Genomic DNA, 15,822 nt, shown 5'->3' on the forward strand with positions numbered 1-15,822 from the left:
GTCCACCAACGGCCGTCACCGAACTCGACCCCGACGCCGGCCCGACCTACGCCCGCTACGTGGCCCTGGGCGACTCGTTCGCCGCCCTCGGCGCCACGGACGCCCCCACCAGCGGGCCCGACCGGTGCCTGCGGTCCACCGCGAACTACGCGTCTCTCCTCGCCGAGCGCCAGAACGTGGGAGAACTCGTCGACGTGACGTGTGGTGGCGCAGAGACGACCGACATGACCGAACCGCAGATCCCTGAGACGCCTCCCCAGTTCGACGCACTGACCCCCGACACGGACCTGGTCACGCTGTCGATCGGCGGGAACGACATCGAATTCGGCGCGATGGTGGGCTGCATCGTCCAGACCCCACGGGCGGAGACCGGGGCGCCGTGCCGCGACCGGCTCGAGTCCACGGTGACCGATCAACTCGACGCGCTCGGCGACCGGCTGGACCGGGTGTACGAAGGGATCCGCGACCGCTCCCCCGACGCGCGGGTCGTCACCACCGCCTACCTGCCGCTGGTCCCCGACGACGGCGGGTGCGAGTTCGTCTCCGGGATGAGCCCCGGGGACGTCACGTGGACACGCCACGTGACCGAGCGGATCAACATGATCGTGGCGGACGCCGCCGATCGGGCGGGCGCGGACGTGGTGCTGCCCGAGGACGCCGCCGAACGGAGCGCGTGCGCGCCCGCCACGGAGCGGTACACCGACTTCACCGGGCAGGAGACCCGGTCGCATCCCATGCACCCGACGCAGGCGGGGCACGTGGCGATGGCGGAGGCCGTCGGCGCGGTGCTGTGAGCGACGGGGCCCTCAACGACGGGACTCTGAACGACGGGGCTCTGGACGACGAGGGGCCCCGCCCTCCGCATGACGCGGCGGGCGGGGCCCCTCACACCGGATCCGGGACGGATCGGCCCTCGATGACTCAGGCCTTGTCGGTGTCCTCGCTGGTGGCGTGGGTCGTGTCCTCGGACACGGCGTCGGCAGTCTCCTCGGCGGTGTCCACGTCGGCGTCGTCCGCGGCCTCGACCTGATCGGCGATCGGGCTGTTGGCCTCGGCCTCGGCGGTCACCTCGTCCGTGGTCTCCTCGGCGGGCTCCGCCGGAGCCGCGGCCTTCTTGGAGGCGGCGGCACGGGTGGCACGGGAGGCCTCGGCGGAGGCGAGCTCCTCGGTGACGAGCGCGATCATCGCCATGGGCGCGTTGTCGCCCTTGCGGTTCTCGAGCTTGACGATCCGGGTGTAGCCGCCGTCGCGGTTCGCGACCCGGGGGCCGATCTCGGCGAACAGCTTGTGCAGGACGTCCTTGTCGCGGATGACCTTGGCGGCCTCACGACGGTCGGCCAGCGTGCCACGACGGGCCTTGGTGATGAGCTTCTCCGCGTACGGACGAAGCAGCTTCGCCTTGGTCTCCGTGGTGCGGATCGCATCGTGCTCGAACAGCTGGGTGGCCAGGTTCGAGAGGATGAGCCGCTGGTGGGAAGCGGATCCGCCGAGGCGGGCGCCCTTCTTGGGCTTGGGCATCAGATTCTCCTAGGAATGGTGTGCTGAGAGCTCGTCAGAGCTGCTCGGTCTCGGCGTAATCCTCGCCACCCTCGTCGGTCCACGTGCCGGTCTCGGCGTCATAACCGGCGACCGAGGCGGGATCGAACCCGGGGGGCGCATCCTTGAGCGACAGGCCGAGCTCCACGAGCTTGACCTTGACCTCGTCGATCGACTTCTGACCGAAGTTGCGGATGTCGAGCAGGTCGGACTCACTGCGCGCCACGAGCTCGCCCACGGTGTGGACTCCCTCTCGCTTGAGGCAGTTGTAGGACCGGACGGACAGGTCCAGGTCGTCGATCGGCATGCCGTAGGCGGCGATGTGATCGGCCTCGGCCGGGCTGGGCCCGATCTCGATGCCCTCGGCCTCGTCGTTGAGCTCCCGCGCCAGGCCGAAGAGCTCGACCAGGGTCTTGCCGGCGGACGCCAGGGCGTCACGCGCGGTGATCGAGTTCTTGGTCTCGACGTCGAGGACCAGGCGGTCGAAGTCCGTGCGCTGGTGCACACGGGTGGCCTCGACCTTGTAGGTCACCTTGAGCACGGGCGAGTAGATCGAGTCGACCGGGATACGGCCGATCTCGTGTCCCGCGTCCTTGTTGAGCCCGGCGGGGACGTACCCGCGACCGCGCTCGACGACCAGCTCGATCTCCAGGCGCCCCTTCTCGTTGAGGGTGGCGATGTGCAGGTCCGGGTTGTGCACCTCGACGCCCGCGGGCGGGACGATGTCGCCGGCGGTGACGGCGCCCGGGCCCTGCTTCTTGAGGTACATGGTGACCGGCTCGTCCTCGACGGACGAGACGACGAGGCCCTTGAGGTTCAGGATGATGTCGGTGACATCCTCCTTGACGCCCGGCACGGTGGTGAACTCGTGCAGGACACCCTCGATACGGATGCTGGTCACGGCCGCGCCCGGGATGGACGACAGCAGCGTGCGACGCAGCGAGTTCCCGATGGTGTAGCCGAAACCGGGCTCGAGGGGCTCGAGCACGAACCGCGAGCGGTTCTCGGAGACGACCTCCTCGGTGAGTGTGGGCCGCTGGGAGATGAGCATGTGCTACCTCTTTCGATTCTCGGCGTCCGCTATTTGACGCCGTAGTAACCCACCGTCGCCGGGAGGGCCGCGATGTGCGGCCCTCCCGGCGACGAGGGAGGACGGATCACTTCGAGTAGAGCTCGACGATCAACTGCTCCTGCAGCGGCACGTCGATCTGCGCGCGCTCGGGGAGCTGGTGGACGAGGATGCGGAGCGTCGTGGGGACGACCTGCAGCCACGCCGGGACGGGACGCTCGCCGAGGCTCTCCTGGGCGATCTCGAACCAGTCCATCTTGGTGGACTTGGGACGGACGTCGATGATGTCGTACTGCGAGACCCGGTAGCTCGGGATGGTCACCTTCTGGTCGTTGACCCGGAAGTGGCCGTGGTTCACGAGCTGGCGTGCCTGGCGACGCGTCTGCGCGAGACCCGCGCGGTACACGACGTTGTCCAGACGCGACTCGAGGATCTGGAGGAGGTTCTCACCGGTCTTACCGCCGCGGCGGTTGGCCTCCTCGTAGTAGCGACGGAACTGCTTCTCCATCACGCCGTAGGTGAAGCGGGCCTTCTGCTTCTCCTGCAGCTGCGTGCGGTACTCGGACTCCTTGATCCGCGCGCGGCCGTGGTGGCCGGGCGGGAAGGGCCGACGTTCGAATGCGGTGTCCCCACCGACGAGGTCCACGCCCAGACGGCGGGACTTGCGGGTGACGGGGCCGGTGTAACGTGCCATGGTTCTCTACGTTCCTTCCGGCTCAGACTCGACGCCGCTTGGGCGGACGACAGCCGTTGTGGGGCTGGGGGGTGACATCGGAGATCGTGCCCACCTCGAGGCCTGCGGCCTGGAGTGAACGGATCGCGGTCTCACGACCCGAACCCGGGCCCTTGACAAAGACGTCGACCTTCTTCATGCCGTGCTCCTGCGCCTTGCGGGCCGCGTTCTCGGCGGCGAGCTGAGCGGCGAAGGGCGTCGACTTGCGCGAGCCCTTGAACCCGACGTGGCCCGAGGACGCCCAGGCCAGAACGGCACCGGACGGATCGGTGATCGAGACGATCGTGTTGTTGAACGTGCTCTTGATGTGGGCCTGGCCGTGAGCGACGTTCTTCTTCTCCCTGCGACGGCCCGTCTTCTTGGGGCCCGCAGCGCGTGACTTGGGGGGCATTACTTCTTCTTTCCGGCGACGGTCTTCTTCGGGCCCTTACGGGACCGGGCGTTGGTCTTGGTGCGCTGTCCGCGGACGGGCAGACCCCGGCGGTGGCGGATGCCCTGGTAGCTGCCGATCTCGATCTTCCGGCGGATATCGCCCTGGATCTCACGGCGGAGGTCACCCTCGACCTTGTAGTTGCCTTCGATGTCGTCACGAAGGACGGTCAGCTGCTCGTCGGTGAGATCCTTGGTGCGCAGGTCCGGGCTGATCCCGGTCCGCTCGAGGATCTCGACGGCCCGCGTGCGACCGATGCCGAAAATGTAGGTGAGCGCGATCTCCATACGCTTGTCGCGTGGGAGATCGACGCCGGCAAGACGTGCCATGTGGCGTTTCTCTTTCGTCGTGCGGTAGGTCTGCTCCCCGACCGTCCCCGCTGGCGCATGGTCATCTCACGATGAGCATCCGTCCGGGGCCCTGGCCTCCGCATCCAGGGGTGTGGTACCCGCCTCGCCGACGATGCGGGAAGCGGCTGGTACGGGGAGTTGAGCGATTTACTTGTAGCGGTAGACGATCCGACCGCGGGTGAGGTCGTACGGCGACAGCTCGACGACCACGCGGTCCTCGGGAAGGATGCGGATGTAGTGCTGCCGCATCTTCCCGCTGATGTGCGCCAGGACCTTGTGTCCGTTCTCGAGCTCGACGCGGAACATTGCGTTCGGCAACGGCTCGACAACCCGGCCCTCGACCTCGATGGCTCCGTCTTTCTTTGCCATGCTGGTAACGGTCCTCCACGATTCCCCGGATGTCATCTACCGGATTCTGGTGCACTGGTGGGCACACCGACGTATAAGCCTACGTCAGTGCGCGGTGCAGTGCCAATCGGCGGTCATCCGTAGCAGGCGCGTCCCGCCGGGACCCCGTCGAACCGTTCCTGCAGCCAGTTCATCGCCGCCGGCAGCTTCTCCACCGCGCCGAGGAGATGCTCGGGCGCCAGGCCCGGCTCCCAGGTCAGCGGGGTCCCCTCGCGGCAGTAGCGCGCAGCGGTCTCCTCCGCGTCCCAGAAGGGCACCAGCGGGTCGGTCCGGGAATGCCACATGAACACCGGCACGCGGGGGGCGACCGGCGACAGTCGCACGCTGTTCTCGGCGAACGCGCGCATCAGGCCCTCCTCGGCGACCAGGTCTCCCCCCTGCAGGACCAGCGGCACGGAGCGGAACGCGCCGAAGAACAGCAGGGAGGCCGTGCACCGCCCCTTCATCTGCTCGAACAGCGCCCATCCCTCGGGGGTGAGTCTGTCCTCCAGTCGGATGTCCTCCGGGTATTCCCGGGCCATCCCCACGGCGGCGGCGAAGGCCAACCCGAACGCCGGGTGCGGCCCGTTGCCGATCATCCGGGCCATCGTCGTCATGTCCGTCGGGATACCGCCCTGCGCGACGCCCACGAGGTTGACGTCCGGCGCGTAGTCGTGGTGCATGACCGAGACCCAGGCACTGGCGATGCCTCCGCCGGAATACCCCAGCGCGCCGAACCGGCTGTCCCGGGCGTCGAAGCGGGGGTCGTCGCGCACCGCCCGCATCCCGTCCAGCACGATCCGCGCGGACAGCTGACCACCGGGGTAGGCCACCTTGGGCCCGAGATGGTCGGGAATGATCACCGTCCACCCCTGGTCCAGCCGGACGCGGAGGAACGCCATCGCGTTGTCCTGCGCGGTCTCCAGGGTCGGGTTGACCAGGGTCTCCGTGGGGGCGCACCGCTGGCCGAGGGCGTTCAGGTAGTGCTGGTAGCTCAGGACCGGCCCGTTGGGTCGGGCGTGGGGCGGCCGGACCACCGTCGCCGTCGCGAGGATCGGACGATCCCGGGTGTCGGTCGACCGGTACGCGATCTCCGTCACCTCGTACCCGGCGAACGCCGGCATGGTCACGACGCGGGTGTTGATCACCTCACCGAGTGCCGCTCCGGCGAGCACCGCGGGGTCGGCGTGATAGAACGGCGCCGGCTGCGGGTCCTCCATGAGGGATCCCGTTCCGCCCTCCATGACCGACTGGGCCCCCGCCGAGGGGGCTGGTCCCGTGAGCTGGGCCAGGATCACGAGCACCGCGAGGGTGGCCGCGATCGCCGCGCGCGTCGAGGTGGTGGTTCGGCGCACGTGTGGGTGAACGGGCATGCCCTGACCTTTCGGGCCGGTGGTCGACAGTGGGAACACCCTAACCCGGACCCGTCTGCCACCGGCACGGCTCCCCCGGGCGCCGCCCGGTCCGTACCGGACTCAGTCTCGGGGGCGGGGGGTGAGCACCCGTGGGCCGTGGGCGGTGACGGCGACCGTGTGCTCCCAGTGCGACGACGGCGAGCCGTCGACCGTGACGACGGTCCAGTCGTCCGCCAGGGTCCGGGTGTCGGTTTCCCCACCGAGAACCAACATCGGTTCGACGGCCAGGACCGACCCCTCCTGGAGCCTCGGCCCCTTGCCCGGCTTTCCCTCGTTGGCGAGGAAGGGCCACTCGTGCATCTCACGCCCGATCCCGTGCCCACCGAACCCGTCGACGATGCCGAGGGCGACGCCGTGGCGCTGTTCCGCGCGGCGGGTGGCGAGCTCGAGGGCATGGGAGACGTCGGTCAGCCGGTTTCCCGGCGACATCGCCAGGATGCCCTCCTCGAGGACCTCGCGGGTCGCCTGGTTGAGGAGGGCGACATCGGGGTCCAGCTCGCCGACGCCGAAGGTCCAGGCGGAGTCCCCGTGCCACCCGTCGAGGATGGCGCCGCAGTCGACCGAGACCAGGTCACCCTCGCGGAGCACGGTGGCCGATCCCGGGATACCGTGCACGACCACCTCGTTGACCGAGGAACAGATCGAGCCGGGGAAGCCCTCGTACCCCTTGAACGAGGGCACCGCGCCGGCGTCCCGGATCAGTTGGTCGACGAGCTCGTCGAGATCCGCTGTGGTCGCGCCGGGCACCGCGGCGTCGCGGGCGGCCACGAGCGCGCGACCGACGATCCGGCCGGCCACCTCCATCGCGTCCAGCTCACCGGGGGTACGCGCGGTGACGACGCTGGTGCGCGACCGGCCGAACACGTCGGATCAGCGATCCAGCGCGGCCAGGGCGCGCGCGTTGATCTCGTCCACCTCGCCCACCGCGTCGACGGTGGTGACGTCCGCGCCGTAGTACTCGAGAAGGGGTGCGGTCTCGGAGCGGTACACCGCCATGCGGTTGCGGATCACGTCCTCGGTGTCGTCCTCGCGGCCACGGGCCAGCATCCGCGCGACCACGGTGTCCTCGTCGACCTTGAACTCGATCACGGCGTCGAGCTCCTGACCCGCCGCGGCGAGCATCTCCTTGAGCGCGTCCGCCTGCTCCACGCTGCGGGGGTACCCGTCGAGCAGGAAGCCCTCCGTGGCGTCGGGCTCGGCGATACGGGCCTCGACCATCCGGTTGGTGACGTCCGCGGGAACGAGGTTCCCGGCGTCGATGTAGGACTTGGCCTCCATGCCGAGGTCCGTCCCCTGCGAGATGTTGGCGCGGAAGAGATCACCCGTGGAGATGTGCGGCACGCCGAGCTTCTCGGAGAGCAGGGCCGCCTGGGTTCCCTTGCCGGCACCGGGAGGGCCGAGGAGGACGAGACGCATGGTGAGGACCAGCCTTTCTACAGTGTGATGTGCTCGGGGTCGCGAACGCCTACTTGAGGAAGCCCTCGTAGTTGCGCTGCATGAGCTGCGCCTCGATCTGCTTCACGGTGTCGAGACCCACGGACACCATGATGAGCACAGCGGTGCCACCGAACGGCATGTTCTGCATGTCACCACCCCCACTGCCCATGTCGAGGAAGATGTTGGGCAGCACGGCGATCAACCCGAGATACAGCGATCCGAACAGCAGGATCCGGTTGAGCACGTAGCCGAGGTACTCGGCCGTCGGGCGCCCCGGGCGGATGCCCGGGATGAACCCGCCGTATTTCTTCATGTTCTCGGCCTGCTCCATCGGGTCGAACTGGATGGCCACGTAGAAGTACGCGAAGAAGATGATCAACGCGAAGTACAGCAGGATATAGCCCCAGCTGGACGGGTTCTGCAGGTACTGCATGACGTAGCGCTGCCAGAAGCCGTCCGCCGCCGGCTCGGGACCCTGGATCAACTGGGTGATGAGGATCGGCACGTACATCATCGAGGACGCGAAGATCACCGGGATGACGCCGGCCTGGTTGACCTTGAGCGGCAGGTAGGTGGAGGTGCCCCCGTACTGACGCCGGCCGACCATGCGCTTGGCGTACTGGACCGGGATTCGACGCTGGCCCTGTTCGACGAAGACGACCGCGACCACGATCAGGACCACCGCGAACATGACCGCCGTGAACTTGAGCGTCGAGGAGTTCTGGTAGATGTTGACGCCCTCGGCGGGGATCCTCGAGGCGATGCCGGCGAAGATCAGGAGCGACATGCCGTTGCCGACCCCGCGGTCGGTGATGAGCTCACCGAACCACATGACGAGAGCGGCGCCGGCTGTCATCACGATGACGATGGTGACGAGCGTCAGGATGTCGTTGTCCATGAGGACCGACTCCCCGTTGCCCAGCAGCTGCCCCCGGTCGGCCAGGGCCACGATGCCCGCGGACTGCAGAAGGGCGAGCGCGATGGTGAGATACCGCGTGTACTGCGTCATCTTGGCCTGACCGGACTGCCCCTCCTTCTTGAGCTGCTCGAAGTAGGGGATCACCACGGTGAGCAGCTGCACGATGATGCTCGCCGTGATGTACGGCATGATGCCGATCGCGAACACGGACAGCTGCAGGAGCGCCCCGCCGGAGAACAGGTTGACCAGGGAGTACAACTGCGCGTTGTCTCCGGTCAGGGCGGTGTCGAGCAGGCCCCGGAGCTTGGGGTAGTCGACACCGGGCGACGGGATCTGCGCGCCGATGCGGTAGAGGATGATGATCCCGAGGGTGAAGAGGATCTTCTTCCTCAGGTCCCGGTCCTTGATCGCGGACGCGAGTGCGGAGAGCACATGTCCTCCTGGTCATGGACGGCCCGTGGCCGCCACCTTCGTCGAATGCCGATGCGTCGGGGAGGTCAGACCGGCGGCAGTGAGCCGGGCCCCGAACGCACAACAAGAAAAACTGTATCAAGATGAGTGCAGGGGCCGGATCCGAGACTCTCGGACCCGACCCCTGCACCCGTCAGCCGGTCCCCTCACGGGGACCGTCGGGGACTCAGGCCCCGGCCTCCGACACGCTTCCGCCGGCGGCCTCGATCTTGGACTTCGCCGACGCGGAGACCTTGTCGGCGGCCACGGTCACGGCCACGGAGATGTCCCCGTCGCCCAGGACCTTGACCGGCTGGTTCTTGCGGACGGCGCCTGCGGCGACGAGCTCGGCCACGCCGACCTGCCCACCGGAGGGGAACAACCGCTGGATGTCGGACACGTTGACGACCTGGAAGACGACCTTGTTGCGGTTCTTGAAGCCCTTGAGCTTCGGGAGCCGCATGTGGATCGGCATCTGGCCACCCTCGAACGCCGCGGGGACGTTCTTGCGTGCCTTGGTGCCCTTGGTACCGCGACCGGCGGTCTTGCCGCCCTTACCGCCCTCACCACGACCCACGCGGGTCTTGTCGGTGTGGGCGCCGGGTGCCGGGCGCAGGTGGTGCAACTTGATGGTCATGCTCACTCCGTCTCTTCGACCACGACGAGGTGGTTCACGACGTTGATGAGACCCCGTGTCTGGGCGTTGTCCTCACGGACGACCGTCTTCCGGATGCCCTTGAGTCCCAACGTCCGCAGGGAGTCCTTCTGGTTCTGCTTGGTCCCGACCGTGCCGCGGACCTGGGTGATCTTGAGGTTGGCCATGATCTACGCCCCCTGTCCGGCACGTGCGCGGAGCATGCCCGCGGGAGCGACGTCCTCGATGGGCAGGCCGCGGCGGGCCGCGACCTCCTCGGGACGATGCAGACCCTTGAGCGCTGCCACCGTCGCGTGAACGACGTTGATGGCGTTGTCCGACCCCAGCGACTTGCACAGGATGTCGTGCACGCCGGCGCACTCGAGGACGGCGCGCGCGGCGCCGCCGGCGATCACACCGGTACCCGGAGAGGCCGGGCGGAGCATGACGACGCCCGCAGCGGCCTCACCCTGGATCGGGTGCGGGATGGTGGAGCCGATGAGCGGGACGCGGAAGAAGTTCTTCCGTGCCTCCTCCGACCCCTTCTGGATCGCCGCCGGCACCTCCTTGGCCTTGCCGTACCCGACGCCGACCATGCCGTTGCCGTCGCCCAGGATCACGAGGGCGGTGAAGCTGAACCGCCGACCGCCCTTGACGACCTTGGACACGCGGTTGATGGTCACGACGCGCTCGATGAACTGTGACTTCTCGTCGTCGCGGCCCCCGCGACGATCGTTTCCGCCACGGCCGCGGCCCCCGCCGCCGCTGCGGCCGGCCTGGGCGTTGTCGTTGGTGGTGGTGGTCTTGTTGTCCGCGGCGGGCCCGGTGCCGCCGTCACGACGCTGACGTCCCGGCATCAGACGGTCCTTCCGTTAAAGGTCAGTGCAGTGGTGTTGGTCATCAGAACTCCAGCCCACCCTCGCGGGCGGCGTCGGCCAACGACGCGATCCGGCCGTGGTACTTGTTGCCACCACGGTCGAACACGACGGCGTCGATGCCGGCTGCCTTGGCGCGCTCGGCCAGGAGCTGGCCGACCTTGGCGCTGCGGTCCTTCTTGTCGCCCTCGAGAGTGCGCACCTCGGCCTCGATCGTCGACGCCGCGGCCAGCGTGTGGCCGGCCTGGTCGTCGATGATCTGGGCGTGGATGTGACGCGAGGACCGGTTGACGACCAGCCGCGGACGCTGGGGGGTGCCGGCGACCTTCTTGCGGAGGCGGTAGTGGCGCCGGGCGCGGCTGACTCGACGCGCCGTCGAGACATCGGTACCCAGCGGGGAACGCTTCTGTGTGCTGCTCATGGTCACTTACCCGTCTTTCCGACCTTGCGACGGACCTGCTCGCCCTCGTAACGGATGCCCTTGCCCTTGTACGGGTCGTGCTTCCGCAGACGCTTGATGTTGGCGGCGATCTGGCCCACCTGCTGCTTGTCGATCCCGGAGATCGAGAACTTCGTGGCCCCCTCGACGGCGAAGGTGATGCCGTCGGGTGCCGCGATCGGCACGGGGTGCGAGTAGCCGAGGGCGAACTCGAGGTCCTGGCCCTTGGCCACGACGCGGTAGCCCACGCCGAAGATCTCCATCTTCTGCACGTACCCCTCGGTGACTCCCACGACCATGTTGTTGACCAGGGAACGGGAGAGACCGTGCAGGGAGCGGTTGTCGCGGTGGTCGTCGGGACGGTTCACCGTGAGGGTGCCCTCCTCGACCGTCACCGTGATCGGTGCGGGCAGGTCCTGGGTGAGCTCACCCTTGGGACCCTTGACGGTGATCGTCTGGCCGTCGACCTTGATGTCGACTCCGGACGGAACGGTGATCGGAGCCTTGCCGATACGTGACATATCTCGCCCCTTACCAGACGTAGGCGAGGACTTCCCCGCCCACCTTCTTGTTGTTCGCCTGACGGTCCGTGAGCAGACCCTGGGAGGTCGAGATGATCGCGATACCGAGGCCGCCGAGGACCTTGGGCAGGCCGGTGGACTTGGCGTACACGCGGAGACCCGGCTTGGAGACTCGCTTGATGCCCTGGAGGCTGCGCTGGCGCGACGGGCCGTACTTGAGGTCGATGGTGAGCTTCTTGCCCACCTCGGCGTCCTCGACGGTGTAGTCGCTGATGTAACCCTCTTGCTTGAGGATCGCCGCGATGTTGCCCTTGAGCTTGGAATGCGGCATGGAGACGGTGTCGTGGAACGCCGAGTTGGCGTTACGCACACGCGTCAGCATGTCCGCGATGGGGTCGGTCATCGACATGGATTTACCATGTTCCTTTCTCGTCACGGTTCCCATGCAGCACGGTCCGCGCCGACCTGTGGGCCGGCCGCGTCCGTCGTGGGCCTATCACGAAGAGTTCGAATGTTCGGTTGTGTGGGTGCCGCCGATCGTCGCCGATCTGGTGCGGAACCCGCCGTGCGTGACGCTCTTCTCGTCATTCACGACCCGACGGCTGGGCCGTCTGCCCGCCGCCGGGGATCCGCTGGATGCGGTGCCCCGACGCGGACGGCCGGTCCGGCCCGAGGAGGGGGTCAGTCCTCCTTGAAGGGGAAGCCGAGGTGCTTGAGCAGCGCCCGACCTTCTTCGTCGTTCGTCGCGGTGGTGACCACCGTGATGTCCATGCCCCGGGGGCGGTCGACCTTGTCCACGTCGATCTCGTAGAACATGGTCTGCTCGTTGAGGCCGAAGGTGTAGTTCCCGTGACCGTCGAACTGCTTGCCCGACAGGCCGCGGAAGTCGCGGATACGCGGGAGGGCGATCGTCGTCAGGCGATCGAGGAACTCCCACATGCGGTCACCGCGGAGCGTCACACGGGCGCCGATGGGCATGCCCTCGCGGAGCTTGAACTGCGCGATGGACTTGCGGGCCCGACGGACCTGCGGCTTCTGGCCGGTGATGAGCGTGAGGTCGTTGATGGCGCCGTTGATCAGCTTGGCGTCACGGGCGGCGTCGCCGACGCCCATGTTGACGACGACCTTGACGACGCCGGGGATCTGCATGACGTTCGCGTACTCGAACGTCTCGTTCAGCGCCGGCCTGATCTCGGAGCTGTACCGGGCCTTGAGGCGCGGGGTGTACGCGGTGGGAAGTGCGGTGTCGGTCATGGTCACAGGTCCTTCCCGGTCTTGCGCGAGACCCGGACGCGCTTACCGTTCTCGTCGGTGCGGATTCCGACGCGCGACGGGGTGCCGTCGGCGTCCACGACCATCACGTTGGACACGTGGATCGGGGCCTCCTGCGTGACGATGCCACCGGAGGAGGCACCACGCTCGGCAGCCGAGTTGGCGGTGTGCTTCTTGATGCGGTTCACGCCCTCGACGAGGACCTTCTCCTGCGCCGGGTAGGCCTGGATGACCTTGCCCTTGGCGCCCTTGTCCTTGCCGGCGATGACGAGCACCGTGTCGCCCTTGTGGACCTTCATGTCAGAGCACCTCCGGAGCCAGCGAGACGATGCGCATGAACTTCTTGTCGCGCAGTTCACGACCGACGGGCCCGAAGATGCGGGTCCCGCGCGGGTCGTTGTCGTTCTTGATGATGACGGCGGCGTTCTCGTCGAACTTGATGTACGACCCGTCCGGGCGACGGCGCTCCTTGGCGGTGCGCACGATGACGGCCTTGACGACCTCACCCTTCTTGACGTTGCCACCGGGGATGGCGTCCTTGACGGTGGCGACGATGATGTCGCCCACGCCGGCATAGCGACGCTTGGATCCACCGAGAACGCGGATGCAGAGAATCTCCTTGGCACCCGTGTTGTCGGCGATCTTGAGTCGCGACTCCTGCTGGATCATGGTTCTCCTGACCAGGCTTGTTCAGATGTGTGCCGGATTCCGACCCGACACACGCGGTCATGTCGCCCCGGCCGGATCTCTCGACTCGGCCACCACGGGCAACTGTTCCAGTGTAGGGCTCCCGGTGGCCGGGCCCCAAATCGGCGTCAGCCGCCGAGGGAGCCGGCCGATCCGGTCGACCCCAGCGACCCCGCCGAGCCGGCGGAACCGGGATCCACTCCCCCGGACGCCGGCCGGGCGCTCGGGACCGCCGGCGCCAGACCCGACAGGATGTGATCCATCCCCGGCAGCATCTGGGTCACGAAGACGGGCCAGTTGTGGATGCCGGTCGGCATGTAGTTCATCCGCAGATCGACCCCCGGGACCCCCGCGAGTTCGGACTCGAGCCGCCTGGTGCTCTCGTAGGAGCCCTTCTCCAGGATGTGCCCGTCCACGAGGATCATCTCGTTGCTGCCGAAATGACCCAGCTCGGCCGAGCCCACCCGACCCGTGGCGGCGCTGAGGTACACGGTCTTGCCGGCGAGGCCGGACGGGTCGGACACCGTGTCGTGGTCCCGCCACGCCTGGGAGCCCCGCGGGCCCCACATGTTGGTGACGTCGCCGTTCCGCGCGGCCACGGTCAACCGTGCGTACTGGTACCCGAGTTCGTCGGTCGTGGAATAGGCCCCGCTGACCCCGGCGACGGCGTCGAACATGCCGGGGTTCGTGTTGGCCAGATGGACGGCGGCGGACGCGCCCATCGACAACCCCATCACGCCCCAGCTGCCGTTGTGCGCGAGAGGCGCGGCCGCGCCGGGCAGACCGGCCTCCAGCAACGGGGGCAGCTCGTCGATCAGGAAGGTCTCCCACATGTTCGGCCCCAGGACCGGGTCGTCGGACTGCCAGTCGGACCACATCGAGGCGGGAGCACCCGTCGGGGCGATCACGTTGACCGCGCGGTCGCGCAGGGCCGGGTCGCCCCAGCCCATGCCGGTGCTCCACCCCGACGGGGATTCGCTTCCCACGCCGTCGAGGAAATACACGTTGGGGGCGTCCACGCCGTCCGGCGCCCGGTACACCTCGACCCGGACGGTCCGCTGCATCGATGCCGATGTGACGGTCCAGACCTCCGCCCGGCGGTCGACGGGGTTCAGCGACCCCGGGAACAGCGGGGCGATGTCGCGCACCGTCGTCTGCGTGATCGAACCGTCGCGCGTGGAGACGGGCCCCGAGGGCGATTGGGAGCTGCCCGGGCGGGGGAAGTCACCGGACCCGGCCGCGGCGACCGAACCGAGCACGGACGTCAGCGGGATGGGGGCGCCCAACTGCGTGAGGGCGGCGACGCTCAGTGACGGGACCCCGAGCAGGCTGCCCGGTGCGACGCTCGGCACCAGGGATCCGGGATCGAGGCTCTGCGCCCCCGCCGTCCCCGCACCCGCGCCGGCCCCGATCAGCAGTGCCGACACGGCGACGGTCGTCGCCCGGAGTGCGCCGGGGGTGCGTCGGCGCGCTCCCCCGCGTCCCGCTGTGCGGCGTCCGTCCCGATGGATATCCGGCCTTCTCGTCATTTCCCGATCCCGTCCTCGTGCGCGACGCGGCCCACGGGAACTGACGCCCCGGGCCGCAGGGTGAACTCCGGCTCGGTAGCCGATGACACAATACTGACTTGTCGTATCAAGACTAGGATTTTGTTACATCCCCGTACGCCGCCGGCCCGGCCCCGAGGTCTCGGGGCCGGGCCGGCGGTGAGAGTGGAGCGACTCTCTTACTTCGCGCGCTCCAGGACCTCGACGAGGCGGTACCGCTTGGTGGCGGACAGCGGGCGGGTCTCCATGATCCGCACGCGGTCGCCGACTCCGGCGTCGTTGGTCTCGTCGTGAGCCTTCACCCGCTCGGTACGGCGCATGATCTTGCCGTAGAGCGCGTGCTTCACGCGGTCCTCGAGCTCGACGACGATGGTCTTGTCCATCTTGTCGGACACGACGTACCCGATGCGCACCTTGCGGCTGTTGCGCTCGATGTTCTCGCTGGCCTCAGTCACGGCTGCTTCCTTGTCACTCACTTGGCATCACCCGGCGCCGCCGACAGCCCGAGCTCGCGCTCGCGGATGACGGTGTAGATGCGTGCGATGTCGTGACGGACGACCCGCAGGCGACGGTTGTTGGTCAGCTGACCCGTGGCCATCTGGAAGCGCAGGTTGAACAGCTCCTCCTTGGCCTCACGGAGACGCGCGGTGAGCGCATCGGCGTCGAGTTCGCGCAACTCGGGGGCGGTGGTTCCACTAGCCATCAGAACTGCTCCTCCCGGGTCACGATACGGGTCTTGCACGGGAGCTTGTGCTGCGCGCGGCGCAGTGCCTCGCGTGCGGTCTCCTCGTTGGGGTACGACATCTCGAACAGGATGCGTCCCGGCTTGACGTTGGCCACCCACCACTCGACGGATCCCTTACCGGAACCCATGCGGACCTCGGCGGGCTTCTTGGTCAGCGGACGATCGGGGTAGATGTTGATCCACACCTTGCCGCCACGCTTGATGTGGCGGTTGATCGCGATACGAGCGGACTCGATCTGACGGTTGGTGACGTACGCGGGCTCGAGGGCCTGGATGCCGTACTCACCGAACGTCACCTTGGTGCCGCCCTTGGCCCCGCCACTGCGGCCGGGGTGGTGCTGCTTGCGGTGCTTGACGCGCTTGGGGATGAGCACTT

General features: G+C 68.0%; 24 protein-coding genes. 1 reads left to right on the plus strand and 23 read right to left on the minus strand.

Annotated elements, in window-relative coordinates; translation table 11 throughout:
- Positions 1-794: SGNH/GDSL hydrolase family protein (locus IY392_RS07450; protein WP_194860886.1), on the plus strand; the 794-nt coding region annotated here is incomplete at its 5' end.
- Positions 795-921: 127 nt separating this feature from the next.
- Here IY392_RS07450 and rplQ read toward each other — a convergent pair.
- From rplQ to rplP, 23 genes are all read right to left on the minus strand, one after another.
- The gene (gene rplQ, locus IY392_RS07455) at positions 922-1,518 is read right to left on the minus strand and encodes a 50S ribosomal protein L17 (RefSeq protein WP_182627054.1); all 597 of its coding nucleotides are present in this window, start codon (positions 1,516-1,518) and stop codon (positions 922-924) included.
- A gap of 34 nt (positions 1,519-1,552) precedes the next feature.
- Positions 1,553-2,587, minus strand: a complete 1,035-nt coding sequence (locus IY392_RS07460) for a DNA-directed RNA polymerase subunit alpha (protein WP_017838218.1) — start codon at positions 2,585-2,587, stop codon at positions 1,553-1,555.
- 106 nt (positions 2,588-2,693) lie between these two features.
- A complete protein-coding gene (gene rpsD, locus IY392_RS07465; protein WP_107757048.1) occupies positions 2,694-3,299 on the minus strand; it encodes a 30S ribosomal protein S4 in 606 nt (201 codons plus the stop codon).
- Positions 3,300-3,321: 22 nt separating this feature from the next.
- Positions 3,322-3,729 carry a 30S ribosomal protein S11 gene (gene rpsK, locus IY392_RS07470; RefSeq protein WP_017838216.1) on the minus strand — a complete coding sequence of 136 codons (408 nt, stop codon included), beginning with the start codon at positions 3,727-3,729 and terminating at the stop codon, positions 3,322-3,324.
- Positions 3,729-4,097 (minus strand): 30S ribosomal protein S13, encoded by a 369-nt coding sequence (gene rpsM / locus IY392_RS07475; RefSeq protein WP_017838215.1) that lies wholly within the window; start codon positions 4,095-4,097, stop codon positions 3,729-3,731. Before rpsM ends, rpsK begins: the two co-directional genes overlap by 1 nt.
- A gap of 168 nt (positions 4,098-4,265) precedes the next feature.
- Positions 4,266-4,487 carry a translation initiation factor IF-1 gene (gene infA / locus IY392_RS07480; RefSeq protein WP_010541191.1) on the minus strand — a complete coding sequence of 74 codons (222 nt, stop codon included), beginning with the start codon at positions 4,485-4,487 and terminating at the stop codon, positions 4,266-4,268.
- A 113-nt stretch (positions 4,488-4,600) separates the two neighbouring features.
- A complete protein-coding gene (locus IY392_RS07485; RefSeq protein WP_228549149.1) occupies positions 4,601-5,878 on the minus strand; it encodes a lipase family protein in 1,278 nt (425 codons plus the stop codon).
- 102 nt (positions 5,879-5,980) lie between these two features.
- The gene (map, locus tag IY392_RS07490; protein WP_194860887.1) at positions 5,981-6,784 is read right to left on the minus strand and encodes a type I methionyl aminopeptidase; all 804 of its coding nucleotides are present in this window, start codon (positions 6,782-6,784) and stop codon (positions 5,981-5,983) included.
- 6 nt (positions 6,785-6,790) lie between these two features.
- Entirely contained in the window at positions 6,791-7,336 is a 546-nt protein-coding gene (locus tag IY392_RS07495) for an adenylate kinase (protein ID WP_107757050.1), read from the minus strand.
- Positions 7,337-7,385: 49 nt separating this feature from the next.
- Positions 7,386-8,708, minus strand: a complete 1,323-nt coding sequence (gene secY, locus IY392_RS07500; RefSeq protein WP_107757051.1) for a preprotein translocase subunit SecY — start codon at positions 8,706-8,708, stop codon at positions 7,386-7,388.
- Between the two features lie 205 nt (positions 8,709-8,913).
- The gene (gene rplO / locus IY392_RS07505) at positions 8,914-9,363 is read right to left on the minus strand and encodes a 50S ribosomal protein L15 (protein ID WP_017838210.1); all 450 of its coding nucleotides are present in this window, start codon (positions 9,361-9,363) and stop codon (positions 8,914-8,916) included.
- Between the two features lie 2 nt (positions 9,364-9,365).
- Positions 9,366-9,548: a 50S ribosomal protein L30 gene (rpmD, locus tag IY392_RS07510; RefSeq protein WP_017838209.1), complete on the minus strand. Its 183-nt coding sequence runs from the start codon at positions 9,546-9,548 to the stop codon at positions 9,366-9,368.
- A gap of 3 nt (positions 9,549-9,551) precedes the next feature.
- A complete protein-coding gene (rpsE, locus tag IY392_RS07515) occupies positions 9,552-10,217 on the minus strand; it encodes a 30S ribosomal protein S5 (RefSeq protein WP_107757052.1) in 666 nt (221 codons plus the stop codon).
- Positions 10,218-10,260: 43 nt separating this feature from the next.
- Entirely contained in the window at positions 10,261-10,656 is a 396-nt protein-coding gene (gene rplR / locus IY392_RS07520; protein WP_107757053.1) for a 50S ribosomal protein L18, read from the minus strand.
- 2 nt (positions 10,657-10,658) lie between these two features.
- Positions 10,659-11,195: a 50S ribosomal protein L6 gene (gene rplF, locus IY392_RS07525; RefSeq protein ID WP_107757054.1), complete on the minus strand. Its 537-nt coding sequence runs from the start codon at positions 11,193-11,195 to the stop codon at positions 10,659-10,661.
- Between the two features lie 10 nt (positions 11,196-11,205).
- A complete protein-coding gene (gene rpsH / locus IY392_RS07530) occupies positions 11,206-11,604 on the minus strand; it encodes a 30S ribosomal protein S8 (protein ID WP_107757055.1) in 399 nt (132 codons plus the stop codon).
- 272 nt (positions 11,605-11,876) lie between these two features.
- A complete protein-coding gene (gene rplE / locus IY392_RS07535; RefSeq protein WP_107757056.1) occupies positions 11,877-12,449 on the minus strand; it encodes a 50S ribosomal protein L5 in 573 nt (190 codons plus the stop codon).
- Between the two features lie 2 nt (positions 12,450-12,451).
- The gene (gene rplX / locus IY392_RS07540; RefSeq protein WP_017838203.1) at positions 12,452-12,766 is read right to left on the minus strand and encodes a 50S ribosomal protein L24; all 315 of its coding nucleotides are present in this window, start codon (positions 12,764-12,766) and stop codon (positions 12,452-12,454) included.
- 1 nt (position 12,767) lies between these two features.
- Complete coding sequence (gene rplN, locus IY392_RS07545; RefSeq protein ID WP_095717592.1) at positions 12,768-13,136, minus strand: 50S ribosomal protein L14; 369 nt, start codon at positions 13,134-13,136, stop codon at positions 12,768-12,770.
- 146 nt (positions 13,137-13,282) lie between these two features.
- A complete protein-coding gene (locus IY392_RS07550) occupies positions 13,283-14,581 on the minus strand; it encodes an alpha/beta hydrolase family protein (protein ID WP_194860888.1) in 1,299 nt (432 codons plus the stop codon).
- 299 nt (positions 14,582-14,880) lie between these two features.
- Entirely contained in the window at positions 14,881-15,156 is a 276-nt protein-coding gene (gene rpsQ, locus IY392_RS07555; RefSeq protein WP_095717594.1) for a 30S ribosomal protein S17, read from the minus strand.
- Between the two features lie 17 nt (positions 15,157-15,173).
- The gene (gene rpmC / locus IY392_RS07560) at positions 15,174-15,404 is read right to left on the minus strand and encodes a 50S ribosomal protein L29 (RefSeq protein ID WP_017838199.1); all 231 of its coding nucleotides are present in this window, start codon (positions 15,402-15,404) and stop codon (positions 15,174-15,176) included.
- The gene (gene rplP, locus IY392_RS07565; RefSeq protein ID WP_017838198.1) at positions 15,404-15,820 is read right to left on the minus strand and encodes a 50S ribosomal protein L16; all 417 of its coding nucleotides are present in this window, start codon (positions 15,818-15,820) and stop codon (positions 15,404-15,406) included. Before rplP ends, rpmC begins: the two co-directional genes overlap by 1 nt.
- Between the last annotated feature and the right edge of the window lie 2 nt (positions 15,821-15,822).

The sequence above is a fragment of the Dietzia sp. SYD-A1 genome (assembly GCF_015356725.1).
In the GTDB taxonomy this organism is placed as follows: Bacteria; Actinomycetota; Actinomycetes; order Mycobacteriales; family Mycobacteriaceae; genus Dietzia.

Coding starts and splice junctions, on each gene's coding strand:
- rplQ (WP_182627054.1), bottom strand. CDS start 1,518: ATGCCCAAGCCCAAGAAGGGCGCCCGCCTCGGCGGATCCGCTTCCCAC.
- IY392_RS07460 (WP_017838218.1), bottom strand. CDS start 2,587: ATGCTCATCTCCCAGCGGCCCACACTCACCGAGGAGGTCGTCTCCGAG.
- rpsD (WP_107757048.1), bottom strand. CDS start 3,299: ATGGCACGTTACACCGGCCCCGTCACCCGCAAGTCCCGCCGTCTGGGC.
- rpsK (WP_017838216.1), bottom strand. CDS start 3,729: ATGCCCCCCAAGTCACGCGCTGCGGGCCCCAAGAAGACGGGCCGTCGC.
- rpsM (WP_017838215.1), bottom strand. CDS start 4,097: ATGGCACGTCTTGCCGGCGTCGATCTCCCACGCGACAAGCGTATGGAG.
- infA (WP_010541191.1), bottom strand. CDS start 4,487: ATGGCAAAGAAAGACGGAGCCATCGAGGTCGAGGGCCGGGTTGTCGAG.
- IY392_RS07485 (WP_228549149.1), bottom strand. CDS start 5,878: ATGCCCGTTCACCCACACGTGCGCCGAACCACCACCTCGACGCGCGCG.
- IY392_RS07495 (WP_107757050.1), bottom strand. CDS start 7,336: ATGCGTCTCGTCCTCCTCGGCCCTCCCGGTGCCGGCAAGGGAACCCAG.
- rplO (WP_017838210.1), bottom strand. CDS start 9,363: ATGACCATCAAGTTGCACCACCTGCGCCCGGCACCCGGCGCCCACACC.
- rpmD (WP_017838209.1), bottom strand. CDS start 9,548: ATGGCCAACCTCAAGATCACCCAGGTCCGCGGCACGGTCGGGACCAAG.
- rpsE (WP_107757052.1), bottom strand. CDS start 10,217: ATGCCGGGACGTCAGCGTCGTGACGGCGGCACCGGGCCCGCCGCGGAC.
- rplR (WP_107757053.1), bottom strand. CDS start 10,656: ATGAGCAGCACACAGAAGCGTTCCCCGCTGGGTACCGATGTCTCGACG.
- rplF (WP_107757054.1), bottom strand. CDS start 11,195: ATGTCACGTATCGGCAAGGCTCCGATCACCGTTCCGTCCGGAGTCGAC.
- rpsH (WP_107757055.1), bottom strand. CDS start 11,604: ATGTCGATGACCGACCCCATCGCGGACATGCTGACGCGTGTGCGTAAC.
- rplE (WP_107757056.1), bottom strand. CDS start 12,449: ATGACCGACACCGCACTTCCCACCGCGTACACCCCGCGCCTCAAGGCC.
- rplX (WP_017838203.1), bottom strand. CDS start 12,766: ATGAAGGTCCACAAGGGCGACACGGTGCTCGTCATCGCCGGCAAGGAC.
- rplN (WP_095717592.1), bottom strand. CDS start 13,136: ATGATCCAGCAGGAGTCGCGACTCAAGATCGCCGACAACACGGGTGCC.
- rpmC (WP_017838199.1), bottom strand. CDS start 15,404: ATGGCTAGTGGAACCACCGCCCCCGAGTTGCGCGAACTCGACGCCGAT.